At 42.7% G+C, this 501-nt stretch carries 1 protein-coding gene and 1 pseudogene; both read right to left on the reverse strand.

Annotation, left to right across the window (positions count from 1 at the left end):
* Window positions 1–206, reverse strand: a 206-nt coding sequence (locus R7Z49_RS28060; protein WP_318112935.1) for a regulatory protein RecX, incomplete at its 3' end; no start/stop codon positions are given.
* Window positions 207–329: 123 nt separating this feature from the next.
* Window positions 330–501 (reverse strand): annotated as a pseudogene (locus R7Z49_RS28065) (recombinase RecA); the annotation flags it as partial.

Genomic DNA, 501 nt, shown 5'->3' on the forward strand with positions numbered 1-501 from the left:
TGACGCACTTGGCTTTTGGCGTAACGCAAGTCATCCAAATAATTGTGTTCTAAACAAAAGTTAATCGCAGCTTCAATATCAGCCTCTTCATAGCCTTTCATCGCAAGCTTTTGATGGAGCTCATATAAGCCATGATCTCGACGACTAAGTAACTGAATCGCGGCTTCTTTGCTAGATAGCGTCGGTGCTTGTCGCTTTTGGTACATAGTGATCCTAAAGGTAATTTGGCTGTACAGGCTTTTCGTTTGCCTTAAATTTCTTCGATTTTGATTTCGACAAATACAACAAAGCCCTGCAACGCAGGGCTTTATTTTTAGTTTATCAGAAGATTAAAACTCTTCTTCTTGCTCAGGCTTCTCACCGGCAGCAGGTGCTTCTGGTTGAGCTGGAGAAAGTAGCATTTCACGCAGTTTGGTATCGATTGTCTTCGCGATTTCTGGATGCTCACGCAGGTAGTTACAAGCGTTTGCTTTACCTTGACCAATCTTATCGCCATTGTAG

This window comes from Vibrio sp. 1562 (assembly GCF_033340155.1).
Taxonomy (GTDB): domain Bacteria; phylum Pseudomonadota; class Gammaproteobacteria; order Enterobacterales; family Vibrionaceae; genus Vibrio; species Vibrio alginolyticus.